General features: G+C 65.7%; 17 protein-coding genes, 1 tRNA gene and 1 pseudogene. 16 read left to right on the plus strand and 3 right to left on the minus strand.

Annotation, left to right across the window (positions count from 1 at the left end):
* Positions 1-7 precede the first annotated feature (7 nt).
* The 14 genes from murC to DV027_RS03020 all read left to right on the plus strand — a co-directional run bounded on the left by murC (position 8) and on the right by DV027_RS03020 (position 18,338).
* The gene (gene murC, locus DV027_RS02955) at positions 8-1,456 is read left to right on the plus strand and encodes a UDP-N-acetylmuramate--L-alanine ligase (RefSeq protein WP_130730469.1); all 1,449 of its coding nucleotides are present in this window, start codon (positions 8-10) and stop codon (positions 1,454-1,456) included.
* Positions 1,453-2,424 (plus strand): UDP-N-acetylmuramate dehydrogenase, encoded by a 972-nt coding sequence (gene murB, locus DV027_RS02960; protein ID WP_130730470.1) that lies wholly within the window; start codon positions 1,453-1,455, stop codon positions 2,422-2,424. The genes murC and murB overlap by 4 nt, the downstream gene beginning before the upstream one ends.
* Entirely contained in the window at positions 2,421-3,362 is a 942-nt protein-coding gene (locus DV027_RS02965) for a D-alanine--D-alanine ligase (RefSeq protein WP_130730471.1), read from the plus strand. The genes murB and DV027_RS02965 overlap by 4 nt, the downstream gene beginning before the upstream one ends.
* Positions 3,359-4,294, plus strand: a complete 936-nt coding sequence (locus DV027_RS02970) for a cell division protein FtsQ/DivIB (RefSeq protein ID WP_130730472.1) — start codon at positions 3,359-3,361, stop codon at positions 4,292-4,294. The genes DV027_RS02965 and DV027_RS02970 overlap by 4 nt, the downstream gene beginning before the upstream one ends.
* A complete protein-coding gene (ftsA, locus tag DV027_RS02975) occupies positions 4,291-5,697 on the plus strand; it encodes a cell division protein FtsA (RefSeq protein ID WP_130730473.1) in 1,407 nt (468 codons plus the stop codon). Before DV027_RS02970 ends, ftsA begins: the two co-directional genes overlap by 4 nt.
* Before the next feature lie 77 nt (positions 5,698-5,774).
* The gene (ftsZ, locus tag DV027_RS02980) at positions 5,775-7,280 is read left to right on the plus strand and encodes a cell division protein FtsZ (RefSeq protein ID WP_130730474.1); all 1,506 of its coding nucleotides are present in this window, start codon (positions 5,775-5,777) and stop codon (positions 7,278-7,280) included.
* 161 nt (positions 7,281-7,441) lie between these two features.
* The gene (gene lpxC, locus DV027_RS02985) at positions 7,442-8,398 is read left to right on the plus strand and encodes a UDP-3-O-acyl-N-acetylglucosamine deacetylase (RefSeq protein WP_130730475.1); all 957 of its coding nucleotides are present in this window, start codon (positions 7,442-7,444) and stop codon (positions 8,396-8,398) included.
* Positions 8,399-8,480: 82 nt separating this feature from the next.
* Positions 8,481-9,365 (plus strand): outer membrane protein assembly factor BamD, encoded by an 885-nt coding sequence (locus DV027_RS02990; RefSeq protein ID WP_130730476.1) that lies wholly within the window; start codon positions 8,481-8,483, stop codon positions 9,363-9,365.
* 39 nt (positions 9,366-9,404) lie between these two features.
* The gene (recN, locus tag DV027_RS02995) at positions 9,405-11,126 is read left to right on the plus strand and encodes a DNA repair protein RecN (RefSeq protein ID WP_130730477.1); all 1,722 of its coding nucleotides are present in this window, start codon (positions 9,405-9,407) and stop codon (positions 11,124-11,126) included.
* A 1-nt stretch (position 11,127) separates the two neighbouring features.
* The gene (gene ligA / locus DV027_RS03000) at positions 11,128-13,272 is read left to right on the plus strand and encodes an NAD-dependent DNA ligase LigA (protein ID WP_130730478.1); all 2,145 of its coding nucleotides are present in this window, start codon (positions 11,128-11,130) and stop codon (positions 13,270-13,272) included.
* A gap of 351 nt (positions 13,273-13,623) precedes the next feature.
* Entirely contained in the window at positions 13,624-14,751 is a 1,128-nt protein-coding gene (locus DV027_RS03005) for a BMP family ABC transporter substrate-binding protein (RefSeq protein ID WP_130730479.1), read from the plus strand.
* A 28-nt stretch (positions 14,752-14,779) separates the two neighbouring features.
* The gene (locus DV027_RS03010) at positions 14,780-16,339 is read left to right on the plus strand and encodes an ABC transporter ATP-binding protein (protein ID WP_130730598.1); all 1,560 of its coding nucleotides are present in this window, start codon (positions 14,780-14,782) and stop codon (positions 16,337-16,339) included.
* Positions 16,339-17,400, plus strand: coding sequence for an ABC transporter permease (locus tag DV027_RS03015; RefSeq protein WP_130730480.1), 1,062 nt, complete (start codon positions 16,339-16,341; stop codon positions 17,398-17,400). The genes DV027_RS03010 and DV027_RS03015 overlap by 1 nt, the downstream gene beginning before the upstream one ends.
* Positions 17,400-18,338 carry an ABC transporter permease subunit gene (locus DV027_RS03020; protein ID WP_130730481.1) on the plus strand — a complete coding sequence of 313 codons (939 nt, stop codon included), beginning with the start codon at positions 17,400-17,402 and terminating at the stop codon, positions 18,336-18,338. The genes DV027_RS03015 and DV027_RS03020 overlap by 1 nt, the downstream gene beginning before the upstream one ends.
* A 7-nt stretch (positions 18,339-18,345) precedes the next feature.
* Here DV027_RS03020 and DV027_RS03025 read toward each other — a convergent pair whose 3' ends face one another.
* On the minus strand, positions 18,346-19,428 hold the full coding sequence (locus DV027_RS03025) for an ABC transporter substrate-binding protein (protein ID WP_130730482.1): 1,083 nt from the start codon (positions 19,426-19,428) through the stop codon (positions 18,346-18,348).
* A 145-nt stretch (positions 19,429-19,573) separates the two neighbouring features.
* On the opposite strand from DV027_RS03025, the gene DV027_RS03030 reads away from it, so the two are divergent.
* A tRNA-Asn gene (locus DV027_RS03030) sits at positions 19,574-19,649 on the plus strand.
* Positions 19,650-20,106: 457 nt separating this feature from the next.
* Positions 20,107-20,520 (plus strand): hypothetical protein, encoded by a 414-nt coding sequence (locus tag DV027_RS03035; protein ID WP_242621706.1) that lies wholly within the window; start codon positions 20,107-20,109, stop codon positions 20,518-20,520.
* A gap of 259 nt (positions 20,521-20,779) precedes the next feature.
* Here the strand turns inward: DV027_RS03035 and DV027_RS03040 are convergent.
* Together DV027_RS03040 and DV027_RS03045 are read right to left on the minus strand one after the other, a co-directional pair.
* A pseudogene (locus DV027_RS03040) lies at positions 20,780-21,257 on the minus strand (GlcG/HbpS family heme-binding protein).
* A gap of 177 nt (positions 21,258-21,434) precedes the next feature.
* Positions 21,435-22,391: an alpha/beta hydrolase gene (locus DV027_RS03045; protein ID WP_130730483.1), complete on the minus strand. Its 957-nt coding sequence runs from the start codon at positions 22,389-22,391 to the stop codon at positions 21,435-21,437.
* Between the last annotated feature and the right edge of the window lie 18 nt (positions 22,392-22,409).

The raw sequence follows: 22,409 nt of genomic DNA on the forward strand, positions 1-22,409 counted from the left end.
TGAGTAGATGAGAGCCCTGCCCCTTTCGATTGGCACCATTCATTTCGTCGGCATTGGCGGAATTGGCATGTCCGGCATTGCCGAAGTGCTGCACATGCTTGGCTATGCGGTGCAGGGCTCCGACATTGCCGAGAGCGCAAATGTAGCCCGCCTGCGTGCCGCCGGCATTCCTGTCACCATTGGCCACGACGCGGCCAATCTTGGCGGGGCGCAGGTGGTGGTGACCTCCACCGCCGTCAAGCGCGACAACCCCGAGGTGGTGGCGGCGCGCACGCGGCTGATCCCGGTGGTGCGCCGCGCCGAGATGCTGGCCGAGCTGATGCGCCTGCGCTGGTCGGTGGCTGTTGGCGGCACGCATGGCAAGACCACCACCACCAGCCTTGTCGCCGCCGTGCTTGAAGCGGCCAAGCTCGACCCCACGGTCATCAATGGCGGCATCATCGAGGCCTACGGCACCAACACCCGCATGGGCCTGGGCGACTGGATGGTGGTCGAGGCCGATGAGAGCGATGGCTCGTTCCTGCGCCTGCCCTCGGTCATTACGGTCGTGACCAACATGGACCCCGAGCACCTCGACCACTGGGGCACGGAAGAGGCGATGCAGGCGGCGTATGACCAGTTTGTCTCGAACATTCCGTTCTATGGCTTTGCCGTGCTGTGCATCGACCACCCTGCCGTGCAGCAGATGATCCCGCGCCTGTCCGACCACCGCATCATCACCTATGGCTTCTCGCCGCAGGCGGATGTGCGTGCCGAGAAGGTGATTACCGACAAGCTCGGCGCCACCTTCGAGGTCGTGATCACCAACCGCAACCGCAACCGCTCGCGCCGGGCGGGGCCGTTCCGCCTGCCCATGCTGGGCCACCATAACGTGCAGAACGCGCTGGCGGCGATTGCGGTGGGCACCGAGATGGAAATCGACGATGCCACCATCCGCTCGGCCTTTGCCGCCTTCCGTGGCGTCAAGCGCCGTTTCACCCGCACGGGCGAGACCGGGGGCATCACCATCATCGATGATTACGGCCACCACCCCGTCGAGATCGCCGCCGTGCTGAAAGCGGCACGGCAGGCCGGGGCGGGCAACGTGATCGCGGTGATGCAGCCGCACCGTTATTCACGCCTCAAGAGCCTGTTCAACGAGTTCTGCACCTGCATGAACGATGCGGGCACGGTCATCATTGCCGATGTGTATGCCGCCGGCGAGCAGCCGATCGAGGGCATCGACCGCGATGCGCTGGTCGAGGGCCTGCGCGAGCGCGGGCACCGCTCTGTCGTGCCGCTGCCCGGGCCGGAGCACCTGGCGGAAATGATCAACGCCATCGCCCGCCCCGGTGACTTCGTGGTGTGCCTTGGCGCAGGCAGCATCACCAACTGGGCGCAGGCGCTGCCCGCCCAGCTTGCGGAACTGCAGGGCATTGCCCATGCCCCCGCCCAGAAGGCGGATGCCAGTTCATGACCGCCACGCCCGCCACCGCCCTGCCGCAATGGGCGCAGGTCCTGGACACGGAGGGCTTTCGCCCCCGTGGCCGCCTGACTCCGCAGGCCGCCCTTGGCCCGCGCACGTGGTTCCGCGTGGGGGGGGCTGCCGAGCTTCTGTTCCAGCCCGCCAGCGCCGAGGACCTGGCGCAGGTGCTCAAGCACCTGCCGCTCGAGGTTCCGGTGCTGGCGCTGGGCGCGTGTTCGAACGTGATCGTGCGCGATGGCGGGATTGACGGGCTGGTCATTCGCCTCGCCCGTGGTTTTTCAACCATCCGGCGCGATGGCGACGGGCTGATCGTGGGGGCCGCCTGCCTGGACATGACCGTGGCCGAGCACGCGGCCGAAGCTGGCCTGGCGGGGCTTGAATTCCTGGCGGGCATTCCCGGCTCGATCGGTGGGGCCGTGGCCATGAACGCAGGCGCTTACGGCTCGGACATGGCCACCGTGCTGGACTGGGTGGAAATTGTAACCCGCGATGGCGGGCTGCTGCGCCTGCCCGCCGCCTCGCTTGACTTTGGCTACCGCCATGCCTCCCTGCCGCCGCAGGCCGTGGTGGTGCGCGCGCGCCTCAATGCGCAGGAGGCGCCGCCTGCGGTCATCCGCCAGCGCATTGACGAGATCCGCGCGGCCCGCGAGGGCGCCCAGCCGGTGCGCGCACGCACGGGGGGCTCCACCTTCCGCAACCCTGCCCCTGACGAATCGGAGCGCAAGGCGTGGGAACTGATCGACGCCGCAGGCTGCCGCGGGCTTGTGGTGGGTGGTGCCCAGATCAGCGAGAAGCACTGCAACTTCATGCTCAACACCGGCACCGCTACCGCAGCCGACCTTGAACGGCTTGGCGATGTCGTGCGCCAGCGCGTGCATGACCATACGGCGGTCACACTGCGGTGGGAAATCAGGCGCATCGGGCGCCCCGCCCCCCAACGCACGGGAGAAGACACATGAAACGCCGCCGCATCTGCGTGCTGACGGGCGGTCTCTCCGCCGAGCGCGAAGTCAGCCTTGATAGCGGGCGCAACGTGGCTGACGCGCTGCGCAGTCTTGGCCACGACGTGCACAGCATCGACCCCGGGCCCGACCTGCTGGCCCTGGTGGGCGACCTGCAGGCAAGCAGGCCCGACGCCGTGTTCAACGCCTTGCATGGCCGCTTTGGCGAGGACGGGTCGATCCAGGGCATACTCGACTGGATGGGCATCCCCTACACCCATTCCGGCGTGCGGGCCTCGGCCACCGCCATGGACAAGGAGGCCGCCCGCGCCGTGTTCGCGGCAGCCGGCCTGCCCATCGCCACCGGGCTGTGCCTCACGCCCGCCGCACTCGAACCCGCCGACCCGCTGCCGGCACCCTATGTGGTCAAGCCGCTCAATGAGGGGTCATCGGTAGGCGTGGAGATCATCCGCGCGGGCAGCAACCGCCGCGCCGCGGTGGCACAAGGCTGGACATTCGGCACGCACATGCTGGTGGAGGAATACATTCCCGGCCGCGAACTGACCGTGGGCGTGCTGCATGACCGCGCCCTGACCGTGACCGACATCACCCCCACCGGCAGTGGCCCCGCCTTCTATGACTACCAGGCCAAATACGCTGCTGGCGGCTCGTGCCACGAACTGCCCGCGCGCATCCACCCCGAAGCCTTTGCGCAGGCGCGCGACCTCGCCCTTGCCGCCCACCGCGCGCTGGGCTGCCGGGGGGCAAGCCGCACCGATTTCCGTTATGACGACACGGCAGGCGCCGACCTGCCCGGCCGCCTCGTGATCCTCGAGACCAACACCCAGCCGGGCATGACCCCCACATCGCTGCTGCCCGAGCAGGCCGCCGCCTGCGGCATGGACTACGCCACGCTGTGCCAGTGGATGATCGACCAGGCGACCTGCCGTACATGAGGCGACCGACCGACAGCGGCGACCGCCCTTCGAGGCTGTCGATCTTCCTGCGCCGCCAGAAACGCCTGATCCGCCCGGCCCTGCTGGTCCTGGCGCTGGCGGGGCTGGTGGCCGGTGGCGTCACGGCGCTGCGCCATGTCGGCTCGGACCCGCGCTTTGCCGCACTGAGGGGGCGGATCATCAACATGCTGCCGCTGCGCATTACCGAGATTGACGTGACCGGCTGCGTGCTGACCAGCGAGAGCGCGCTGCAGGAGGCGCTGGGCGTGCGCACGGGCGATTTCATTCTCGGCTTTTCGGTCAAGGCGGCGCGCGAGCGTATCGACGCGCTGCCCTTTGTCGATCATTCCGTGGTCGAGCGCCACCTGCCAGGCACCATCGTCATCCACCTGTTCGAGCGCCAGCCCTTTGCGGTATGGCAGAATCACGGGCATTTCATGCTGATCGACCGGGCGGGCAACCAGGTGCGCGACAAGGGCATGACCGGCAAGGATGCCGAGGCCTTCCGCCAGTTGCCGCTCGTGGTCGGACCCGACGCCAATCTTGCCGCCGCCGCCATGATCGATGAACTCACGGCCCAGCCCGAGGTGAGCAGCCATGTCGTGGCCGCAGCCCGCGTGGGCCAGCGCCGGTGGAACCTGACGTTGCGCAACGGCACGACCATCCTGCTGCCCGAAGGGCAGGAAGCGGCAGCACTCAAGCGCCTTGCACAAATGCAGGAAACCATAAAAATACTTGACCGGCCCGTTATCGCCATAGACATGCGCCTGCCAGACCGCCTGATCATCCGTGAGAACCCCGTGACGCCGAATGACAACAGCAATGGACCCGACCAGGGCGACGGCCCGCCACAGGCAGCCCCCACGAGCGAGCAGGCCCCCATGCGGCCATGGCTTTCCCCCGATAACGGCCTGAGACGGAGGCGGGCATGACCTATCCAGTGCCGGGACCGGTCAGGACGACCCTTCCCGCAACACGCACGACCACACCGGCAGTCCCTGCGGTACCGGCCATCCGTGGCCCTGCCGTGCCAGCCCGCGTGCCCCGCCCGCGCGCGCCCGCACCCCTTGTGCCTGCCGCCGAGCGCATGCCCACGCGCAAGCTGCGCACCGGGCCGTTCAGCGTGCTTGATATCGGCTCGACCAAGATTGTCTGCCTGATCGGGCGCGGCGAGCCTGACAACACCATCCGCATCCTTGGCCATGGCTGGCGGCGCTCGCACGGGGTGCGCTCGGGCGGAATCGTGGACCTGCGCGAGGCGGAATCGGCCATCCGCAACGCCGTGGCCCAGGCGGAGGACATGGCGACGGAGCGGCGCGATTCGATTTTCGTCAACCTGTCATGCGGCCACCCCGAGAGCCGTCACATCAACGCGCGCTGGCCCGTTGGCGGGCGCGAGGTCACGCAGGGCGATGTCAGCCGCATCATTGCCGAAGGGCGGCTGCGCGCCATCTCGGAAGGGCGCTCGGCCATCCATACCCTGCCGCTCGACTATGCGGTGGATGACACGCAGGAGGTGCTCGACCCGCGCGGGCACCTGTGCGACCTGCTCTCGGCACGGCTGCATGTGATCGATGCCAACACCACCGCGCTGCGCAACCTCGAGGCCGTCCTGTCGCGCGTGGAACTCAAGATCGCGGGCATGGTGTCCTCGCCGCTGGCCTCGGGGCTTGCGGTGATGAGCGAGGACGAGCGCAACCTCGGCGCAACCGTGGTGGACATGGGCGGCGGGCTGACCTCGATCGGCGTGTTTGGCGAGGGCAGGCTGCTGCACACGGCCACGATTCCGGTGGGGGGGCTGCATATCACGCGCGATATCGCGCAGGGTCTTTCCACCTCGATCGACAGCGCGGAGCGGCTCAAGACCATGTATGGCTCGGCCGAGCTGCTCGCGGGCGATGACAGTGATCCAATCCTCGTGCAATTGATTGGCGATAACGACCATCATTATGTCAGAATTTCACGCTCAAAGATCGTCTCGATCATACATCCACGCGTGGAGGAAACCCTGGAAATGATACGTGACAGGCTGGAAATGGCAGCCGTGGGGCCCGCGGCGGACGGCCGCGTGATCCTGACGGGCGGCGGCTCCCTGCTTGAGGGAATCGGCCCCATGGCGGCGCGCATCCTCAACCGGCAGGTGCGCCTTGGCCGCCCGCGCCGCATTGTGGGCCTGCCTGAAAATTCAGCCACATGGCCCATGTTCTCCACATCGGCCGGCCTGCTGGCCTGGGCCGCGGGCGCCGCCGATGAAATGGGCGAGCCCGACACGCGCGATGCCCGCCCCGGCGGCCTTGTGAGACGTTTTGTGGATTTCATACGTGATAGGGTATGATCTTGCACGGAAACCCTTTATTGTACTTTTGCCGTTAGTATGCCAGCACGCCTACCCCCATCCATCGGGAGCCCAGCATGACCCTCAACCTGACCATCCCGCAGCAGAATCATTCCGATTTCACCCCCCGCATTACAGTGATCGGGGTTGGCGGTGGTGGTACCAATGCGGTGGACAACATGATCCATTCGCAGTTGCAGGGAGTGGAATTCATTGTCGCCAACACTGATGCCCAGCAGCTTTCGCACAGCAAGGCCGACCGCCGCATCCAGCTTGGCCCGCACCTGACGCAGGGCCTCGGCGCAGGCGCCAAGCCCGAGATCGGCCGCGCCGCGGCGGAGGAAGCGTGCGATGAACTCTCCCGCCACCTTGATGGCGCGCACATGGTGTTCATCACCGCGGGCATGGGCGGCGGCACCGGCACGGGGGCGGCCCCCGTCATTGCCCGCATGGCGCGCGAACGCGGCATCCTGACCGTGGGCGTGGTGACCAAGCCCTTCATGTTCGAGGGCATGCGCCGCACCAAGTCGGCCGAGGCGGGCATTGCCGAGCTGCAGCAGTTCGTTGACACGCTGATCGTGATCCCGAACCAGAACCTGTTCCGCATGGCCAATGAAAGCACGAGCTGGCGCGATGCCTTCAAGATGGCGGACAACGTGCTTTACATGGGCGTGCGCGGCGTGACCGACCTCATGATGGCGCCGGGCCTCGTCAACCTCGATTTTGCCGATATCCGCACCATCATGGCGGAAATGGGCAAGGCGATGATGGGCACGGGCGATGCCGAGGGCGATAACCGCGCCATTGCCGCCGCCGAGGCCGCGATCTCGAACCCGCTGCTTGAAGATACCTCGATGAAGGGGGCGCAGGGCCTGCTCATCAACATTACCGGCGGCGAAGACCTGACCCTGTTCGAGGTGGACCAGGCGGCAAACCGCATCCGCGAGGAAGTGGCGGAAGACGCAAACATCATCTTCGGTTCCGCCATTGATACCTCGCTCAATGGCAAGATCCGCGTCTCGGTCGTGGCCACGGGCATCGACAACCCGCCAGCAGGCCGGAGCACCACCCAGCCTGCCGAGGCGGCGGAACCCGCCAGCCCGCCCCAGCCCGCACCGGAAGCGGCCGCACAGCCCGCGCCCCCCGCCGCGGCACAGGCAGCACCGCCTCCTCCCGGCGCACCCCCGCTACAGCACCCAGCGGCTCCCCGGCCCGGCCATGCTCCCGGTGCGGCGCAACGCCCGCCTGGCGCACCGCCGCGCGCGCCCTCGCCCCATGCCGTGCCACCGCAGGCGCAGCGCGGCTCGCCCCGCTCGCCCCTGTTTACGGAAAACGCCCGGCCCCAGGCAGCACCTGAGCCGCAGGCCGCACCCCGCAGCCTGTTTGGCATCGTGACCGGGGCGCTGCGCCGCCATTCCAACCCGCCGCAGCCCGAGGCGCCCCCACCCCAGCGCACCGAGCCTTCAGTGCAGCAGCAGCCCATGCCGCAGCCTTCCGCCCCGCCCGCGCCGGGCAGCAGCGCCACGCCGCCCGAGGATGGGGGGCTCGATATTCCCGCCTTCCTGCGGCGCCGCTCGCAGTAATACGATACCCCTGGCGCGGTCCCCATCGGGCCGCGCCAGTTGCTTGCAGACAGGTAACAATAGGCAATAATCCTTGACTGTTCCGACGGGAAACAAGGCGCTAGCATGGAAGCATGCCAGTTACCGCGAGTTCTCCCATTTTCCCGTCAAGGATACAGGCAATGAACGGCATGGTGCCGCCCGCACATTTTCCCTTCATGCCGCCATCCAGCCATGACGGGCAGATGCAGCATACCCTGAGCCAGCCAATCAGCAGCGTGGGCATCGGGCTGCATACAGGCGCGCGAATCAGCCTGCGCCTTTCGCCCGCGGCAGAGAATACCGGCATCGTCTTTCACCGCACCGACCGCGCCATGCCGCCCGTCACCGCCCGCTACGACACGGTGGTGGACACGCAGCTGAGCACGGTGCTCGGCCACGAGCCACAGGGCGCGCGCATTGCCACGGTGGAACACCTGATGGCAGCGCTTGCAGGCTGTGGCATCGATAACGTGCTTGTCGAGGTGGATGGGCCGGAAATCCCGGTATTTGACGGTTCAGCCGCCGAGTTCGTGTTCCTGCTCGAATGCGCGGGCCGCAGGCGGCAGGAGGCGCGCCGCCAGCATATCCACATCACCCGGACCGTACGGGTGGAAGAAGGCGATGCGTTTGCCGAACTCTCCCCCGCCACGCAGCCGGGGCTGGCCATTGATCTTTCCATCGACTTTCCCGCTGCCGCCATTGGCCAGCAGCGCTATGCAACACAGGTTGACAGCGACCTGTTCCGCCAGCACCTGAGCCGGGCGCGCACCTTCGTGCTCCAGCCCGAGATCGAGCACCTGCACGCCATAGGCCTCGCGCGCGGCGGCTCGCTCGACAATGCTGTGGTGGTCAATGGCGCCCGCGTGCTCAACCCCGCCGGCCTGCGCCACCCGGATGAATTCGTGCGCCACAAGGTGCTTGATGCAATTGGTGACCTGTATCTGGCCGGTGGCCTGATCGAGGGGAGTTTCAGGGGGCACAAATCGGGCCATACCCTCAATAACCGCCTGTTGCGCAAACTGTTTGCCGATAAGGCGAACTGGCATCTCGCCCCTGCCGGCGCGCCTGCGGGCCAGCCCTGTACGCAGGCTGCGTGATGAGGGAGCGTGAAATCCGCACGCGGAGACTTCACCCACACCCGGCACATGATATAAAGCTCCCGTAACTGGAAGAGCTGGCATGTTCGCACGCATATCACACCCGACCCCGCAGCCTTTGCGCAGCCCCTGCCAGCCGGCACGCTGGCTGGCGCTCCTGCCCCTGGCGGGCCTGCTGGCGGCATGCGGCAACAACGCAAGCGCCATCAATGAGCGCGCGCCGCGCGTCGGCTCGGCCGAGACATTGTACAATAACGGTGTCGATGCCCTGCGCTCGGACCGCTACCTGCTGTCGGTCAACCAGTTCGACACGCTCCAGCGCAACTATCCCTACTCCCAGTACACGGCCAATGCGCAGTTGATGGAAGGGTATGCCAACTACCTGCTCAACAAATACCCCGAGGCCGTGCAGCAGCTTGACCGCTTTCTGGAACTGCACCCCACCAGCACCGATGCCGCCTATGCCTTCTACCTGCGCGCGCTATGCTATTACGAGCAGGTGGCTGACGTGCAGCGCGACCAGCAGGGCACCATCGAGGCCATGGATGCGCTGGAAGAGGTGATTACCCGCTTCCCCCAGAGCCCTTATTCCCGTGATGCGCAGCTCAAGATCGACCTGTGCCGCGACCATCTGGCGGGCAAGGAAATGCTGGTGGGCCGCTACTACCAGCAGCAGAACGACTTCCCCGCCGCCGCCGGGCGCTACCAGCGCGTGGTGCAGGATTTCCAGACCACAAACCACGTGCCCGAGGCACTCGAGCGGCTGGTCGAGGTCTATCTGGACATGGGCCTGCTCGAACAGGCCCGCAAGACCGGCTCCGTGCTGGCCTATAACTACCCCAGCAGCAAGTGGTACGAGGATGCCTACGACCATCTGCGCGCCCACCACCTGATCAAGGGCGTGGACGGCAAGGACAACAAGCAGGGGCGCAACATCTTCCAGCGGGCGTGGCACTCGGTTTTCTGATTTCCGCCAACGATCCTTCGTGCTGAACAGGAACCGATCATGCTGACACAGCTCTCGATACGGGACGTGGTCCTGATCGAAAAACTGGACCTCGCCTTCCCCCCCGGCCTGACCGTGCTGACGGGCGAGACCGGGGCGGGAAAGTCCATCCTGCTTGACAGCCTTGGCCTGGCCCTGGGCGAGCGGGCCAGCGCCTCGCTCGTGCGCGCGGGCTGCGCGCAGGCCAGTGTCAGCGCCAGTTTCGAGGTGGCCCCTGCCCACCCGCTGCATGAACTGCTGCGCGAGCAGGGCATCATGCTCGATGATGAGCGCGAGCCGATCCTGCTGCGCCGCGTTGTCACGACCGATGGCCGCTCGCGCGCCTATATCAACGACCAGCCGGTGGCCATAAGCCTGCTGCGCCGCGCCGCCACCCTGCTGGTGGAGATACAGGGCCAGCACGAGCAGATGGGCCTGGCCGATCAGGCCACCCATCTCGACCTGCTCGACGCCTTTGGCGTGCCCGGCCCGCTGCGGAGCCGCGTGGCGGGTGCCTACCGCACATGGATCGAGGCCACGGCGGAACTGGCCACGGCGCGCGCGGAAATGGAAAATGCGGCGCGTGAGGAAGACTGGCTGCGCCAGGCGGTAGACGATCTGGGCACCCTCGCCCCGCAGGAGGATGAGGAAGCCCAGCTTGCTGGCCTGCGCCAGGCGCTGCAGCAGGGCGAACGCCGCGCCGAGGCCATTGCCGCAGCCCTGGCCGACCTTGCGCCCCGCGACCGGCGCTCCCCCGGTCCGGCCTCGGCGCTGCGCAATGCCAGCCGCGCCCTGCAACGCCTGCTGCCCGCCCCCACCGACCTCAACCCGGAGGCCGTGGGCGCTGTCGAGCAGGCGGCAGCACAGGAAGCCCTCAACGCGCTCGAACGCGCGGAAGAAGCGCTGGCCGAGGCCGAAAACATGCTCTCGCGCCTGGCATCTGACGCACAGGCCGACCCGCGCCTGCTCGAACAGACCGAGGAACGCCTGTTCGCGCTGCGCGCCGAGGCCCGCAAGCATGGCGTATCGGTGCCGGAGTTGCCTGGGCTGCTCGCCGCCTTTACCGAACGGCTGGCCGCCCTCGATTCGGGCAATGCCCGCATTGAAGGGCTGGAGAAAACCGTGGCCGAAGCCCGCGCCCGGTTTGAGGAAATTGCCCTGGACCTGACCGCCGCACGCGAGAAGGCCGCCCGCAGGCTGGAGCAGGCGGTGATGGCCGAGCTCAAGCCGCTCAAGCTGGAGCGCGCGCGCTTTATCGTATCCCTCGTGCCGCTTGAGGCCGAGGCATGGAACGCGCGTGGCAAGGAACAGGCCTCGTTCCTGATCGCGGCCAATCCCGGCCAGCCGCCGGGGCCCCTGGCCAAGGTGGCCTCGGGCGGCGAGCTTTCACGCCTCATGCTGGCGCTCAAGGTGGTGCTGGCGGGGCGCTCGGCCATTCCCACGCTGGTGTTTGATGAAGTCGATTCAGGCGTGGGCGGCGCCACCGCCTCCGCCATTGGCGAGCGGCTCTACACTGTTGGCCGCAGCGTGCAGGTTCTGGTCGTGACCCACAGCCCGCAGGTGGCCGCACGCGGTGATGCCCATCTGCGCATCAGCAAGAGCGTGAACAAGGGCCGCACCGAAACGCATGCCGCCCCGCTCGACGCGCAGGCAAGGCGCGAGGAAATCGCCCGCATGCTTTCAGGTGATACCATTACCCCCGCCGCCCGTGCCGCGGCCGACAGCCTGCTGAAAGGGGTCTGACATGCCCGCCGCCCCGACCGACGAACTGGCCGCGCAGGCCCGCGCCCTGCTGGCCGATTATGCGGCAGAAGCACAGACCGAGGCCCGTGCGGCCGCAACGCTGAAGCAGCTTGCCACCCTGCTGCCCGCACTCGATGCCGCCTACCACCAGCACGACGCGCCGGTGGTCGATGATGCAACCTATGATGCGCTGCGCCGCCTGAACACGCGGCTGGAGCTGGAATTTCCGCGCCATGCCCAGGCCGATAGCCCCAGCGCTACGGTCGGAGCACCGGCCAGCGGCCCCTTCCGCCGCCACCGACACATGGTACCGATGCTCTCGCTGGACAATGTGTTCTCGCGGGAGGAATTCGAGGGCTTCGTCAGCCGTATTGCCCGTTTCCTTGGCCTGAGTGATGAGCAGGCCCGCGCACTTTCCTTCGTGGCGGAACCCAAGATCGATGGCCTGTCGATCAGCCTGACCTACATGCACGGGCGTTTCGTGCGCGGCACCACGCGCGGCGACGGCACGGAAGGCGAGGACGTCACCGCCAACCTGCGCACGCTGCGCGATATTCCCGACCAGTTGCCCGCCCCCTACCCCGACACGATCGAGATCCGGGGCGAGATATTCCTCTCCAAGCAGGCGTTCCTTGAGCTGAATGCTGCGCAGGAAGAGGCGGGCGAGAAGCCGTTCGCCAATCCGCGCAACGCCGCCGCGGGCTCGCTGCGCCAGCTTGACCCCGCCATTACGGCAAAACGCCCGCTCTCGCTGTTCGCCTATGCCGCAGGCTATTGCGATGGCCCGCTGGCCGCCACGCATCATGGTTATCTGGAACAGCTTGATGCATGGGGCTTTCGCGTCAATCCGCTGAGCACGCAGGTGCCCGACGCACAGGCCGCCGAAGCCTTCATGGAGCGCCTGACGCGCGAACGCTCGGGGCTGGATTACGACATTGACGGCATTGTGTACAAGCTCGACGACCGCGCCCTGCAGGAGCGCCTGGGCTTTGCAGGCCGTGCGCCCCGCTGGGCGGTGGCGTGGAAATTCCCCGCCGAGCAGGCCATCACCCGGCTGGAAAAGATCGACATACAGGTCGGCCGCACCGGAGCGCTGACGCCGGTGGCCTTTTTGGAGCCGGTCAATGTAGGCGGCGTGATCGTCACCCGCGCCAGCCTGCATAATGAGGACGAAATCGCACGCAAGGACATCCGCGAAGGCGACCTTGTGCATGTGCAGCGCGCAGGCGACGTGATCCCGCAGATAACTGGCGTGGTGCTGCCGCGCGACCATGAAACGCAGCCCTTTCACTTCCCCCATACCTGCCCGGTCTGTGGCGCACATGCCGAGCGGCCCGAGGGCGAGGTGGTGTGGCGCTGCTCGGGCGGGCTGACCTGCCCCGCGCAGGTGGTGGAGCGACTGATCCATTTCGTCTCGCGTGATGCGTTCGATATTGATGGCCTGGGCGACCGCACCATTGTCGAGTTCCATGAACTGGGCTGGCTGCGTACGCCTGCCGACATCTTCCGCCTTGGCGCGCATGAGGACGAGATTGCCGCCCGTGATGGCTGGGGCAAGGTCTCGGCGCGCAATCTGGTCAACGCGATCGAGGCCCGGCGCACCATCGAACTCTCGCGCCTGATCTATGCGCTGGGCATCCGCCGCATCGGCACCAGCAATGCCCGCCTGCTGGCGCGGCATTACGGCTCGCTGGCCAACTGGCGCACGCAGATGGAAAAGGCCGCCATCGTGGGGTCGGACGAGCGGCTGGAACTCGGCTCGATCACCGGCATCGGCACGACCATTGCCGATGAACTCGTCGCCTTCTTTGCCGAGGCCCATAACCGCGCCACCCTTGATGACCTGACCGGCCAACTGACCCGCGTGCTTGATGAGGAAGCGCCAGAGGCAGGCAGCCTTTCGGGCAAGACCATCGTGTTTACCGGCACGCTCACCACCATGACCCGCCCCGAGGCCCGCGCCGTGGCCGAGCGGCTGGGGGCGCGGGTATCGGATAGCGTGTCAAAAAAGACCGATCTTGTGGTGCTGGGCGAAAAAGCGGGCTCCAAGGCCCGCAAGGCCACCGAACTGAGCATTGAAACGATGGATGAGGCCAACTGGCGCGTGCTTGCGGGCATGCCCCCTGCCCCGCAGCCCGAGGGCTGACACGCCTTGCCGCCCGCACGGGCGGAAAAGCCTTTCATGCCGCCGTGACGGAAAGGGACGTGGCGCTGACGTTTGAGGACCGGGCCACGATCGCGCTCCTGCTCGGGCATGGGGGGATTTTGATAATCCCGCGCTGGTCGTGGAATTATACGCAAAGCTGCGCCAGCCACCGCCTTTTTGAAAAAAGGCAACACCCTGGTGCACAACATAACTGTGGTCTTGCATGGTCCTGTCGCGTAACATTTGGGCTGGAACCAAACACGGGCTTACACGCGCGGGAGCACCAGACCGACCAGCACGCCAGGCCGCCGCAGCGGGGTGCGGCATGGATTTTCAGGGGGATGACATCTTATGACAGTTTCAGGGTCGCGGGGGCGGCTGCTGACAACGCGCCGCGAGATGCTGGGCCTTGCAGGCGGCGCGGGCTCCAGCCTGCTGCTGCCCCGCCACGCACGGGCGCAGGCCCAGCCCGCATGGCGCAGGCCGCTGGCTGAATCCGACGCGATCGTGGCCTTTGGCCATACCGGCCCCATTACCGATGGCGGCTGGTCGATGGTGCATGACCGGGGCGTGCAGGCCGTGCGCCGCACCTTCCCCAAACTGCGCACCATCTATGTGGAGAGCGTGCCCTACTCCGCCGATGCCACGCGGCTGTTCCGCCAGTTCGTGGCCGAAGGCGCACAGATGGTCATGGCCACATCGGAATATGGCGACTTCATAAAAGATGTGTCGGACCGCGCGCCTGATGTCGCGTTCATGGAATGCGATGGCACCAATGTAACCGGCAACCTGGGCTGGTATTACGTGGCGCACTGGTATGCCAGCTACATCATCGGCATTGTCGCAGCCCTCATGACCAAGACCAACAAGATCGGCTTTCTGGGCGCGTTTCCCATTCCCTCGGTCTATGCCTCAGCCAATGCAACATTGCTGGGCGCGCAGTCGGTCAACCCGGCCATCACGCTGCAGAGCATCACCATCAATGCCTGGTTCGACCCGCAGGCGGCAACGCAGGCGGCAACCGCGCTGGCCGATAACGGGTGTGATTTCCTGTGCGGCATCATGGATGAGCCCGCCTACCTGCGCGTGGCCCTGCAACGCGGGCTGAAGGCAGCCATGTGGAACACCGGCATGCTCGATTACGGGCCGCAGGCCTATGTCAGTTCCGTATGCCTCGACTTCAATGACTATTACATCAGCCAGGTGCGCAACCTGCTGGCGGGCACATGGCAGCCCGAGGGGCATTTCCTGACCCTGGGCCACGGCGTGGACCGCGATGCCTGGGGGCCGACCGTGCCGCCCGAGGCCGCCGCCCGCGCCGATGACATGCGCACGCGCATGCTGGCGGGCCACAATCCCTTTGTCGGCCCCATATACGATAATCATGGCCGCCTGCGCGTGCCTGCGGGCACGGCGCTGAGCGACCTTGAAATCTATCACTCCGACTGGGCGGTGGCGGGAGTATCGGGCCTTGAATAACCCAGTCTCCCCCGCTGGTCCCTCCGGCATGGCGCCGGGCACGCCGCCGGTGCTGCAGTTGCGCGGCATTGGCAAGTTCTTCCCCGGCGTGATCGCCAACAAGGACGTGGACCTTGATGTGTGGCCGGGCGAGATCCATGCCCTGCTGGGCGAGAACGGGGCTGGCAAGTCCACGCTCATGAACGTGGTGACCGGCATCTACCAGCCCGAGGAAGGCGAGATCATCCTCGATGGCTACGGCCAGACCTTCACCTCCCCGCAAGAGGCCATTCGCGCGGGTATTGGCATGGTACACCAGCACTTCAAGCTGGTGCAGGCCTTTACGGTGGCCGAGAACATCCATCTGGGCTGGGACGAGGCCCCCCGCCTCGCCTCGCCTGCCGTGATGGAAGCCCGCACGCGCGAGATTTCCGAGCGCTTCGGCTTTCCTGTCGATCCCGCCGCGCGGGTGTGCGACCTTTCGGCGGGCGAGCAGCAGCGCGTTGAAATCCTGCGCGTGCTGGCGCGCCGGGCACGGCTGCTGATCATGGACGAGCCCACCGCCGTGCTGACGCCGGAGGAGACGGGCGAGCTGTTCCGCGCCCTGCGGGCCTTCCGCGCGCAGGGCAATGCGGTCATCATCATCAGCCATAAGCTTGACGAGGTGATGGAGATTTCCGACCGTGTCAGCATCCTGCGCGGCGGGCGCAAGGTGGGCACGTTCCGCACGGCGGACTGCAATCCCTCCATGCTGGCGGCCACCATGGTGGGGCGCGACATCGTGCGGCGCAACATGCGCGCCCGGCCCGAAGGCGCCGCCCCCATTGCCCCACAACCCATCATGCAGCTCCGCAACGTGAGCGTACGCGACGACCGCGGCGTGGACACGCTGCGCGATGTCAGCCTTGACCTGCATGGCGGCGAGATCCTGGGCATTGCGGGCGTTGCGGGTAACGGCCAGCGCGAACTGACCCATGTGCTGACCGGGCTTATGGCCCGCACATCAGGCGAGATCGTGCTTGATGGCAGCGTGGTGGACCGCGCCGACCCGGCCCTGTTTGCCCATGCGGGCGTAGGCCACATCCCCGAGGACCGGCTGCGCAGCGCCCTGGCACCCTCGCTGTCCATCACCACCAACATGGCATTGCGTGAATATGCCCACCCCCCGATTGGCCGCCATGGCCTGTATGATGCGGGGGCCGCGGGCGTGCTGGCGCATGACATTGCGGAACTGGCACAGGTGCGCATCCCCGATTTTGGCATGCCCATCCGCAACCTCTCGGGTGGCAACCAGCAGCGGCTGGTGGCACGGCGCGAGATCCGCATTGCAAGCCGGGTGCTGGTGGCCGCCTACCCCGCGCGCGGGCTCGATATCGGGGCCATTGCCACCATGCTGGGCTACCTGACCGACCTGCGCGACCAGGGGGTGGCCGTGGTATTCATTTCTGAAGATCTGGAAGACCTGCTGAACGTGTCCGACCGCATCGGGGTCATGTTTCACGGGCGCATGATGGATGTGATTGATGCGGAAAATGCGGATATCGCCACCATCGGCATGCTGATGGGCGGCCGGGAACCCACCGACCTCCAGCCGGGAGGGCCACGGTAATGGCGACACGTGCCTTCCAGCGCCTGCCCACCGCGCCTGCGGGCCGCATCCTGGCCCTGCGGCTGGTGGCCATCGCGGTCTCGCTTTGCATCATCGCGGGCGTGCTGGCCCTGTCTGGCCACAGCCCTGCCATGCTGGCGGAACTGATCCTGCGCTCCACCCTTGGCTCGCGCTTCGGGCTGGAGGACCTGATGCTGTTCATGTGCCCGCTGCTGCTCACGGGGGCGGCGGTTACGGTGTGCGGCACCATCGGGCTGTGGAATATCGGGGCGGAGGGCCAGTTCTATGCTGGCGCCATTGCCGCGACCGGCGTGGCCCTTGGCCTGCATGGCCCGGTTCTGGTCGTGCTACCACTCATGACCATTGCGGGCATACTGGGCGGCATGGCGTGGATTACCGTGCCCACGCTGGCCCGCGCCTATGCCGGGGTGAACGAGATCATCACCACGCTGCTGCTCAACTTCATCGCATCGCTCCTCACCTATTACCTGACCACGGGGCCGTGGCGTGACCGGATCAGCGGGGCGCAGGTCTCGACGCAGCGGCTTTCGGTTTCCATGCCCGAGATGTGGGGCATCGTGCACTGGGGCTTTCCGGTCGCCATCATGATCGTGGTGGGGCTGGCGCTGGTGCTGTCGCGCACGCGGTGGGGCTATGAGATCCGCATGGGCGGGGCCAACCCGGAGGCCGCGCGCTATGCGGGTATTCCGGTGCGGCTGCGCATCATCTCGGTCATGCTGCTTTCTGGCGGCCTGGCGGGGCTGGCGGGCATGTTCGAGGTCGCGGGCACGGTACACCGGCTGCAGGGCGGCATGGCCAACAACTTTGGCTATCTGGGCATTGTGGTGGCGGTGCTGGCGCGCGGGTCATGCCTGAACGTGATCCCGGCGGCGCTTCTGATGGCGCTGATCCTTGATTCGGGCATTGTCATGCAGACGCAGCAGCTTTCGGCCTCGGTCATCCTCGCCATTACCGGGCTGATCCTGTTCATGATCGCCATCGGCGATGAACTGGCCCATTACCGGCCTGTCGCCACCACGCCAGCGAAGGGAAAAGCCTAATGATCATGCTGCTGACAGGCATGCTGGCCACCGCCGTGCTGGCCGGTGGCGTGCTGGCGCTGGCGGCCCTTGGCGAAGTGCTGGCCGAGCGCGTGGGCGTGACCAACCTTGGGGTGGAAGGCCTCATGGCGCTGGGGGCGGTGACGGCGGTGATGACCGTCTCCTCGGTGCATTCGCCATGGGTCGGACTGCTGGTGGCCATCATGGTGGGTGCCGTGGGCGGCATGGTGTTCGCCTTTGGCGCGGTGGTGATGCGGGCCAACCAGGTGCTGTGCGGGCTGGCCACGACCTTCATGGGGCTGGGGCTGTCAACCGCGCTGGGCCACAGCTACGCGGGCCAGCCGGTGGAGACGACCTTCGGGCATGTCAGCATTCCGCTGCTGTCGTCCCTCCCCATCATCGGCCCGGCGCTGTTCGGGCAGAATATCCTCATCATACCGATTTACGTGCTGCTGCCGCTGGCGGTGCATTTCATCATGTTCCGCACCCGGCACGGGCTGAACATGCGCGCGGTGGGCGAGAACCCGGCGGCGGCGGATGCGGCGGGCATTCCGGTCATGGCCATGCGCTTTTGGTACGTCACCCTTGGCGGCGCCATGGCGGGCATGGCGGGTGGCTATCTGACGCTGACCTATGTGCCGGTCTGGTCGGAGGGCATGGTGGCGGGGCGTGGATGGATTGCGCTGGCGCTGGTGATCTTTGCGGGCTACCGGCCCGTTATCGTCACTCTCTCCGCCCTGCTGTTCGGCCTGGTCACCGCGCTGTCCTTTGTGGGGCAGGCGCATAACTGGCCGATTGACCCCGCCTTCCTCAACATGCTGCCCTATATTGGCACCATGGCTTTCATCATCGTGCCGGTGGTGGTGTGGCACCGCATGCGCCGGGTCATGGCAGCGCCCGCCGCCCTGGCCCAGCCCTATTACCGCGACGTGCGCTAGGCCCGCCTTATGGCCGCGGCTGGGCAGGGTGCAGGATATCGGCTGAGATGCGGCGGGCGTAGCTGGCGGAATTGAGACTGTCGGGGAACTGGCCGAGCAGCTTGAGTTCATCGACATAACGCGCGATCTGGGTTTTCAGGTCATTGCCCACGGGGCTGATGCCCAGCACCTCGTGGCGCATCATCTGCAATATGGCGTCCTGCTGCATGCCATCAACGCGGCCATCAAGCAGGCTGGCCGCCTCGGCCATGTGGGCGGGGAGCCAGTGGGCGGCATTATAGAGCGCGAGCACGAGGGCCACGGCCGCCCCGGGCGCATCACGCAGCACATCGGTGGACAGGCCCAGCGCCAGATTGGTGCGCCCGGCATATAACCCGTTTACGCTATTGACCAGTTCCACCACATCAAGCGCCGGGTTGCGCAGCAGCCGCCAGGCGAGCGGGTCGTGCAGGGCCACGGCATCGACCGTGCCAGCGGCAAGCGCGTCGTCAATTTCATCGGGCGGCAGGATGACCCAGTTGGGCGCGGTGTCAGGGTTCAGCCCCTTGCGGCGCAGGATGATGGAGAAGAACAGCCGGTCGGCCATATCGGCATTGAGCACGGCAATGCGGCGGCCGATCAGATCCTCGATTTTGGCAATACGCAGTTTGCGCCGCACCAGCAGGCGAAAGGTGCCCGCCTGCAACCCCATGACCAGCCGCACCGGCAGGTCGGGACTGGCCTGCCACGCCTGCAGCCATGACAGCACGGGGGCCACGGCCGCCATGGCGCGGCCTGCCTGCAGGTCGGCAATGGCGTCACGCCCGTTGGCTACGCCATCGCGCAGTTGCACGTTCAGGCGGTACTGCAAAAAGAAATCCTGCCGCAGGGCAACATTATACAGGGTGGAAGACTGCGCGTAGGGCCATGCCAGCGTCATGTCATGGGGCTGGCCATCGAGCAGGGCATCATCGCGGCGCACGATCCGTGCCTGCTGGCGGCTCTGTACCCATTGCGAGCCCACCACGGCGCACCCTCCCGCCACCAGCATGGGCACGAATGCCCGGCGGAGCAGCTGGCGTGGCTTTCCTTCCCTGTTCTGTTCGACCATTAGCTGCGGTTTCTCCTGAGATGCGAAGGCATTACCCTTCTTTTAGCCTGCCGGGGTTCCCTTTTTTCCCCTTTTTTAAAAAAAGTTCAAAAGGGGGGTTTACGCTCCCCCATCTGTGTGGCTATAAGCTGCTCACCAACGCTGATCCCGAATAGCTCAGTTGGTAGAGCAAGCGACTGTTAATCGCTGGGTCGTAGGTTCGAGTCCTACTTCGGGAGCCACCTTTCCTTAAAAATTAGTGTTAAATCAGTAGGTTACGGATTTATTTAAATCTGAGCCCATGATGAGCAATGCGCTTTCCGGGGACGTTTCGACACGTCCAGACCGGTTTTGATCGCGGTTTGGGCCTGTTCCAAACCCTCATAATCACCCCCATCATTTTCACATCCCAAGCGGTCATGCCTGCAGTCACCAGCCTACAGGCGACAGCTTCTTTGCTCTGGTTGAAAATTGTAAGGAAGCCTTGCCGTGGATGACTGTGCCTTGGTGCATGGGTCTAAACACCCAAGATATGCGTCAATTGCCAAGCCATATTGACTGGGGCACGATCTGCCGCACAATTGGTACAACAGTCCTGAATGAACACGATAGCCTGTGGGCCAGCAGTACGAGAGGCATGATGGGGGCGCGTGCATGAATGCTTTTATTCCGTGCAGAATTCTTTTTGCCTGCGCCTGCGTGCTTGTATCCCCTTCCCTCGGGCTGCAGGAGGCGCGGGCGCAGGGCGCGGAGACGCACGGTCCCTCGGCCGAGCAGAAGGCCGAGATTGAACGGGCCGTGCACGAGGCCATGCAGCATGATATTCAGAGCGCTGCCGAGTACAAACTCCCCAAGGATTTTTTTGCCCGCATGCTGCCCCTCATCCGGGCCATCCGGCAGGCGCATCTCACGCCGCCCATGCAGACCAGAAACATGCCGCTTGCCGTCACGATCCGCCGCACCGAGGCCATGCCGGAACTTCAGGCGATCCTGCAGGAACATGACATGTCGGCACGGGATTTTGTCATGAGCCTCACCACTTTTGAAATGACGGCAACCATGAGCGACGCCCCCCCGGCAGACAGGAAAAACGCCCCCCCGACTGAACCGTGATAACGTGCGGCTCATCCAGTCCCACCGGGCGCTGACGCAGGCACTTTTGCATGACATGGATGAGGATAGCGAGAAGCTGCAGTAACCTCCGCCACGGTGCGGCCCGATAATGCCGTAAAGACCATAAAAGACTGTTTGAAAAGTTAGCCCGGCAAACATCCAGAAATCATAAGGAAGTTTCTGGTGAGGCTTTTTTCAAAAAGCTTCGAAGAATACTGCCTTTTTGAAAAAAGGCGGCGCCCAGCAACCTTTCTGCATTTTAACGGAATTCCGCCCGGTATTTTGCCACCGCCGCCTGCGCGCAGGCTTCATCCTTCTCGCCGCCCGGCGCACCGGATACGCCAATGCCGCCAAGGGCCGCGTTATCGGCCCCCCCGCCGCAACGTCACCCCGCCGGGCACGAACAATACTTCGGGAATGGTATTGAGCGCGCCATTGGCAGGCCCCGTTACCTTGGCGGCAATCAGTTCGCTGGTGGTGTTCATGTTGAAGGCCAGGCCGTAGGCAAAGGCGGTATAGGCCTTGCGATAGGAAACGGACAGCGATTGCAGCGGCACGCTATCCCCCTTGATGACGGCCTGCTGCTGCCCGCTCGTATCAACCACCGTGGCCGTGACGGAATAGCCCTGCGCGGCACAGGCCCTGACCGCCTCCTGCGCCAATTGGGCGGCAAGCTGCCAGTCAAGCTTGGGGGTCAGGACAACATGGCCTTGCGCATGGGCGGCAGGAGCCGCCATGATGAAGGCCGCCACAAGGCCGCCACGGCACGCGCATTGGCGTAATTGCATCATCTGGCGCATTCCCCTCACACACGGGCAGCATGATGCAAAGCCGGGCCTGCGGCCTGCAACCACAAAAGCGGTCGTACACGCAATGGTGCCTGCCCCGGGCAGCGACCGGGGCGGGCCTTACCCTTACAGGCCCAGCGTGCGCTTGAGCCCCGCGCAATACGCCTCCATGAACCGGCGCGACAGTTCGGCCTCGGGCACGAACATGTCGAATACATGATAGGCGCCGGGCACCACCATCACCTCGGTCGGCACGCCCGCGGCCATGAGGCGGCGGCTGTATTCCAGATCCTCGCACAGGAACAGATCCATCGACCCCACGCCAATGAAGGTGGGCGGCAGGCCGGTCAGGTCCTTTGCCCGCGCGGCAGCGGCATAGGCCGGGGTATCATCACCACCTGCCGCAGCCCCCAGATAGGCTTCCCATGCGTATTTATTGGCCGAGCGGGTCCAGACAAACTCGCCAAAATCAGGCGCCGGATCGACCTTGGTGGCCGTGCGGTCATCAAGCATGGGGTAGATGAGCAACTGGTAGGTCAGCTTGTACTCCTGGCGGTCGCGCGCCATGAGCGACAGGGCCGCACTCAGGCCCCCGCCCGCGCTTTCGCCCGCCACGGCCACCTTGTCGCGGTTGATGCCAAGCTGTGCCGCGTTGTCATGCACCCATTTGAGGGCGGCGTAGCAATCCTCGATCGCAGCGGGGTATTTCACCTCCGGCGCAAGGCGGTAATCGACCGATACGATCACGAAGCCCATCTTGCTGGCCAGCACCTGGCATTTGGGGTCGTCGACCTCCGGGTGACCGGACACCAGGCCGCCACCGTGGATATAGACCATGGCCGGGGCATTGGGCCGCCGCGTGCGGGGGCGATAGACCAGCACGCGCACATCCGGCGCGCCTGCGGGGCCGGGAATGTATTCTTCCTGCACTTCCACATCCGGCAGGGGCCTGCCTTCGATCAGGCGCACCGATGTCATGAAGATTTCGCGCACTTCGGGCAGGGAGCGGCCGGACAGGCCATCGAAGGACGGCATCTTCTCCAGAATGGGCAGGAATTCGGGATTGACGACATTTTTGGGCATGGTGAAGGTCCTCTTTCA

It is taken from the genome of Komagataeibacter xylinus, from assembly GCF_004302915.1.
In the GTDB taxonomy this organism is placed as follows: Bacteria; Pseudomonadota; Alphaproteobacteria; order Acetobacterales; family Acetobacteraceae; genus Komagataeibacter; species Komagataeibacter xylinus_C.